At 64.9% G+C, this 5825-nt stretch carries 4 protein-coding genes; 2 read left to right on the forward strand and 2 right to left on the reverse strand.

Going from position 1 to position 5825, the window contains the following annotated elements:
- Both HP547_RS26765 and HP547_RS26770 read left to right on the forward strand, forming a co-directional pair.
- Positions 1-541 (forward strand): efflux RND transporter periplasmic adaptor subunit (locus tag HP547_RS26765; protein WP_172288428.1); only part of this gene is annotated, 541 nt, incomplete at its 5' end.
- On the forward strand, positions 538-3618 hold the full coding sequence (locus HP547_RS26770; RefSeq protein WP_172288430.1) for a MexW/MexI family multidrug efflux RND transporter permease subunit: 3081 nt from the start codon (positions 538-540) through the stop codon (positions 3616-3618). The genes HP547_RS26765 and HP547_RS26770, both read left to right, overlap by 4 nt.
- A gap of 173 nt (positions 3619-3791) precedes the next feature.
- Here the strand turns inward: HP547_RS26770 and HP547_RS26775 are convergent, their stop codons facing one another.
- Positions 3792-4529, reverse strand: a complete 738-nt coding sequence (locus HP547_RS26775) for a GntR family transcriptional regulator (protein WP_172288432.1) — start codon at positions 4527-4529, stop codon at positions 3792-3794.
- 49 nt (positions 4530-4578) lie between these two features.
- On the reverse strand, positions 4579-5825 hold a 1247-nt coding region (locus tag HP547_RS26780; protein WP_172288434.1), incomplete at its 5' end, for a DHA2 family efflux MFS transporter permease subunit.

The raw sequence follows: 5825 nt of genomic DNA on the forward strand, positions 1-5825 counted from the left end.
GGCCATCGTCAGCCTGGCGGACATCAGCCAGTTGCATGTGAATTTTGCCCTGGGCGAACAGGCCGCCCCTGACGTGCATGTCGGCCAAGTGTTGGCACTGACGGTGGACGCCGCGCGCGGGCAAGATTTTCAGGCCAGGGTAGTAGCGGTCGACCCGGTGGTCAGCAAGGCGCGCCTGGTGCACGTGCAGGCAGCCTTGCCCAACCCGGACGGGCAGTTGCAGCCGGGCATGTATGCCGGTGTGCGCCTGGACGCCGCGCAGCCTTCGACCGTGCTGGCCGTGCCGGAAACCGCAATCACCTACACCGCCTACGGGCAGACCGTGTTCGTCGCCATCAACGATGCGCAATACGGCACCCGGGTCAAGCGGGTGCAGGTGACCACCGGCGAGCGCTGGCAGGGGCGAGTGGAAGTCACTACCGGCCTTGCCCCCGGTGACCGTGTGGTGGTGTCCGGCCAGTTGAAGCTCAGTGACGGCATGACGGTCGAGCCGCTGGCCCAGGACAGCCTGCAGGCCAGCCAGGGAGGGCGGCAGTCGTGAAATTCACCGATGTGTTCGTGCGCCGTCCGGTGCTGGCGCTGGTGGTCAGCAGCCTGATCATCCTGCTGGGGCTGTTTGCCATGGGCAAGCTGCCGATTCGCCAGTACCCGTTGCTGGAAAGCTCGACCATTACCATCAGCACCGAGTACCCCGGCGCCTCCGCCGAGCTGATGCAAGGCTTCGTGACCCAGCCGATCACCCAGGCAGTGTCGTCGGTCGAGGGCATCGATTACCTGTCCTCATCGTCGCAGCAGGGGCGAAGCCTGATCACCTTGCGCATGCTGCTCAACCGCGATTCGACCCAGGCGCTGGCCGAGGCCATGGCCAAGGTCAACCAGGTACGCTATCGCCTGCCGGAAAAGGCCTACGACCCGGTGGTCGAGCTGTCGGCAGGCGACTCCACCGCCGTGGCCTACGTGGGCTTTGCCAGCGACAGCCTGTCGATACCGGAACTGAGCGATTACCTGTCGCGGGTAGTCGAGCCGCAGTTCTCTGGCATCGAGGGTGTGGCCAAGGTGCAGTCGTTCGGCGGCCAGCGCCTGGCCATGCGCCTGTGGCTGAACAGCGAACAGATGGCCGGGCGCGGGGTGACGGCAGCGGACGTGGCGCAGGCCGTGCGCGCCAACAACTACCAGGCGACCCCGGGTCAGGTGCGCGGGCAGTACGTGCTGGCCGATATCCAGGTGGACACCGACCTGACCCGGGTCGAGGACTTCCGTGAGCTGATCATCCGCAACGATGGCACCGACCTTGTGCGCCTGCGCGATGTCGGCACGGTCGAGCTGAGCGCGGCGGCCACCCAGACCAGCGCCACCATGAACGGCGAGCCTGCCGTGCATCTGGGGCTGTTCCCCACGCCGACCGGCAACCCGCTGCTGATCGTCGAGGGTATTCGCCAACTACTGCCGCAAATCCAGCAGACCCTGCCTCCCGGCGTGAAGGTGGCGCTGGCCTATGAGACTGCGCGCTTCATCGACGCGTCGATCAACGAGGTGCTGCGCACGCTGGTCGAGGCGATGCTGATCGTGGTGCTGGTGATCTGGCTGTGCCTGGGATCGTTGCGCAGCGTGCTGATCGCGGTGGTGGCCATTCCGTTGTCGATGCTGGGCGCCGCGGGCCTGATGCTGCTGTTCGGCTTCAGCCTCAACCTGCTGACTTTGCTGGCGATGGTGCTGGCCATCGGCCTGGTTGTGGACGATGCGATCGTGGTGGTGGAGAACGTGCACCGCCACATCGAAGAGGGCAAGTCGCCGGTCGAGGCGGCATTGGCCGGGGCGCGGGAAATCGCCGGGCCGGTCATTGCCATGACCCTGACCCTGGCGGCGGTGTATGCGCCGATCGGCCTGATGGGCGGGCTGACCGGCACGCTGTTCCGCGAATTCGCCCTCACCTTGGCGGGCGCGGTGATCGTGTCCGGCATCGTCGCGCTGACCTTGTCGCCGGTGATGAGTTCGTTGCTGTTGCAACCCGGTCAGCAGCATGGCGCGATGGCCAACATGGCCGATCGGTTGTTTGCGGCGTTGACTGGCAGCTATGGGCGGGTGCTGGCCTATACCTTGTCGCATCGCTGGATCAGCGCTGGCGTGGCGCTGCTGGTGTGCCTGAGCCTGCCCTGGCTGTACCTGTTGCCCCAGCGGGAGCTGGCGCCACCGGAAGACCAGGCGGCGGTGCTGACCGCCATCAAGTCGCCGCAGCATGTCAGCCTGGATTATGTGGAGCACTTTGCCCTCAGACTGGACCAGGTGATGAAGTCCATCGGCGAAACCACTGATACCTGGATCATCAACGGAACCGACGGCCCGGCCGTGAGTTTCGGTGGTATCAACCTCAGTGCCTGGCAGGCCCGCGAGCGTTCCGCCGCACAGGTGCAGGCACAGTTGCAGCAGGCTGTGGCTGATATCGAAGGTAGTAGCATCTTCGCCTTCCAGGTTGCAGCCCTGCCGGGCTCCAGTGGCGGCCTCCCGGTGCAGATGGTGCTACGCAGCGCCCAGGGCTACCCCGAGCTTTACCAGACCATGGAAGTGCTCAAGCAGCGTGTTCGCGACAGTGGCCTGTTCGCCGTGGTGGACAGCGACCTCGACTACAACAACCCGCTGATCAAGGTGCGCGTCGACCGGGCCAAGGCGGCCAGCCTGGGCATCAACATGCAGGCCATAGGCGAGTCACTGGGTGTGCTGGTGGGTGAGCAGTACCTCAACCGGTTTGCCCTGTTCGGGCGTTCCTACGATGTGATTCCGCAGAGTATCCAGGACCAGCGCCTGACGCCTGCAGCGCTCAACCGTCAATATGTGCGCGCCGAAAACGGCAGCCTGGTACCACTGGCCAGCGTGGTGCGCCTGGATATCGAAGTAGCGCCCAACCGCCTGCTGCAGTTCGACCAGCAGAACGCCAGCACCCTGCAGGCAATCCCGGCGCCGGGTGTGTCGATGGGCAACGCCGTGGCATTTCTCGAACAGCTTGCCGCCGAATTGCCGCCGGGCTTCAGCCACGACTGGCAATCGGAATCGCGCCAGTATGTGCAGGAGGGTTTTGCCTTGATGTGGGCGTTTCTCGCCGCGCTGGTGGTGATCTACCTGGTGCTGGCGGCGCAGTATGAAAGCCTGGTCGACCCACTGATCATTCTGGTCACCGTGCCGCTGTCGATCTGCGGTGCGCTGCTGCCGCTGGCGCTGGGCTGGGCCACGTTGAACATCTACACCCAGATTGGCCTGGTGACGCTGATCGGCCTGATCAGCAAGCACGGCATCCTGATGGTGGAGTTTGCCAACGAGATCCAGGTGCGCGACAACCTGGATCGTGCTGCCGCCATTGTCCGTGCTGCACAGATACGCTTGCGCCCAGTGCTGATGACCACGGCAGCGATGACCTTCGGCGTGCTGCCGCTGCTGTTCGCCAGCGGCGCCGGGGCCAACAGCCGCTTCGGGCTGGGGGTGGTGATTGTGTGCGGGATGCTGGTGGGGACCTTGTTTACCCTGTTCGTGCTGCCGACGATCTATGGCTGGCTGGCGCGGGATCATCGGGTGAGCACGGGGCGGGGGAAGCAGTTGCTGGAAGCTGAACGCGTTTTGGGGATGTAAAACGCAGGGCAAGGGCTATGCCTTGGGTTCGTCGGTCAGGGCCATGAGGGCTGCTTCGCAGCCCATCGCCGGCAAGTCAGCTCCCACGGGACCGCGCAGCCTTCAAGCCCGACGCGGTCCCTGTGGGAGCTGGCTTGCCGGCGATGGGCCGCACAGCGGCCCCGTGTGCGCGATCAGGATGGAGAACGGTCCCGGCGCATCTGGGTCACCAGGGTAAAGCGGTCATCCGGGTGCACCGTCTCGGAAACCGCCATCAAGTCACCATTCTCCTCGCGGTAATGGCGAATGATCTTCAACCCTGGGGATCCCGCCTCGGCCTTCAACGCCCGGGCCAGCTCCGCCGTCAGCAACACCGCCCGCACCTGCTGGTCGACCACCCCGATGGGCCGGCCAAAGTGCCGCTCGATCAACCCGGCAATCAACTGGTCGGGGTGCGCACGCGCCAGTTCGATGACTTCGGCATAGTCGCGCGGGGCGTACACATCGGTCCAGCACAGCGGCGCGGCATGATGCGCACGATCGACGCGAATGCTCGACACACAGAAGTAATGCTCCCCCGGCACCAACCCCAACCGCGCCGCCTCGCCTAGATCGGCGACGAAGTGGCTCACCTCCTGGATTTGCCGCTGTTGGGTCTGCGCCTGCTGGGCAATATCAGCCACGCTGGACAGCGACTGCGAATACCCCCCGCGCGGGCTGCTGGCCTCGACCCGAGTGCCCACGCGCTTGCGACGCGATACCAGGCCTTGACCGAGCAACTGGTCGATGGCTGCGCGCACGGTGTACCGGCTTACAGCGTAAAGGGCGCACAGCTCATGCTCGGTCGGCAGCAAGCTGCCCACCGGATAATGGCCGCTGGCAATACCCTCCATCAGGTGCTTTGCCACGGTGGCGTAGCGCGTCGGATTCATGGTTTTGCTCGGTCGGGAATACGGGATGTCCGGCAGTTTAACAGCTGCCTCATGTGGCCCGCTGCGTCCGCAGCAGCAGTGCCGCCAGCGCACATCCCAGCAGTGCCAGGCAGGCAAGGTAGAAGGCATCACTGTAGGCCATCAGGTAGGCCTCGCGCCGAATGGTCCCCGCCAACCCCTCCAGCATCTGCTGCTGATGCGGCAACCAGCTTTGTACCGTCTGGTTGATGCGCTCCTGCACGCCTGGCTCGAACACCGTCACCTGCTCGTGAATACGTTCACTGTGAAAGCGCTCGCGCGTCGCCACCAGTTGCGTCAAACCCGCCGTACCCATCGCACCCCCCAGGTTGCGCAGCATCGAAAACACCGCCGAGGCCGAACCCGCTTCGCGCTTGTCCAGCCCGGCCACCGCCAGCACCGACAAGGCCACCATGATGAAGGGCTGGCCGATGCCACGGACCACCGTCGACGGAATGATCACGTTGTCGGCACTGTCGGCGCTCAGGCTCGCCCCCAGCCAGCAGCCCAGGGCCATGATCAGAAAGCCGCTGGCGACCATGAACCTGGCACTGGTCCAGCCCATCAACCGTGGCATCAAGGGGGCTAGCAGCAGCTGCACCACGCCATAGGCGATCAGCGTTACGCCCACGTCGTGCGCACTGAAGCCCTGCAACTGCGACAGGTAGTTGGGTACCAGGAACACCAGGCCGAAGGTGGCACCGCCAAAGATGAACATCGCCACGCTGGCGACGCCGAAGTTGTAGTGGCCGAGCAAACGCAGGTTGATGAATGCACGCTGGCCGAACAGCTGGGTCACCACGAACACTACCAGGGCAATGCCGGCGAGCACACTCATGCCGACGATGAACGGCGAGCCGAACCAGTCCAGCCGGCCGCCTTCTTCCAGTACGATCTGCAGGCCACCCAGGCCTGTCACCATGGCCCCGATACCCAGCCAGTCACCTTTGCGCAGCAATTCGAGCTTCATCGGCCTGGCGTCGATAGACCAGGCGATGGCGAACAGCAGCGCGATGCCGGGGAACAGCTGCAGGTAGAAGATCCAGCGCCACGAAAAGGCATCAGTCAGCCAGCCGCCAATCGACGGCCCGGCTGCCTGCGCCACGCTGTTGGCCAGACTGAACAGTGCCATGCCCATGGCCATCTTGCTGGCCGGCAGCTCGGTGATGATCAGCTGGAATGACAGCGGGATCAGTACGGCTCCCGCAGCCCCCTGGACCACCCGGATGGCAATCATCGCTTCCAGGCTGGGCGCCCACGAGCAGGCCACCGAGGCGA

The sequence above is a fragment of the Pseudomonas sp. CM27 genome, from assembly GCF_013179515.1.
Lineage (GTDB): Bacteria > Pseudomonadota > Gammaproteobacteria > Pseudomonadales > Pseudomonadaceae > Aquipseudomonas.

Excerpts from the sequence above, each read along its gene's own strand:
- HP547_RS26775 (WP_172288432.1), bottom strand. The coding sequence starts at position 4,529 with ATGAATCCGACGCGCTACGCCACCGTGGCAAAGCACCTGATGGAGGGT.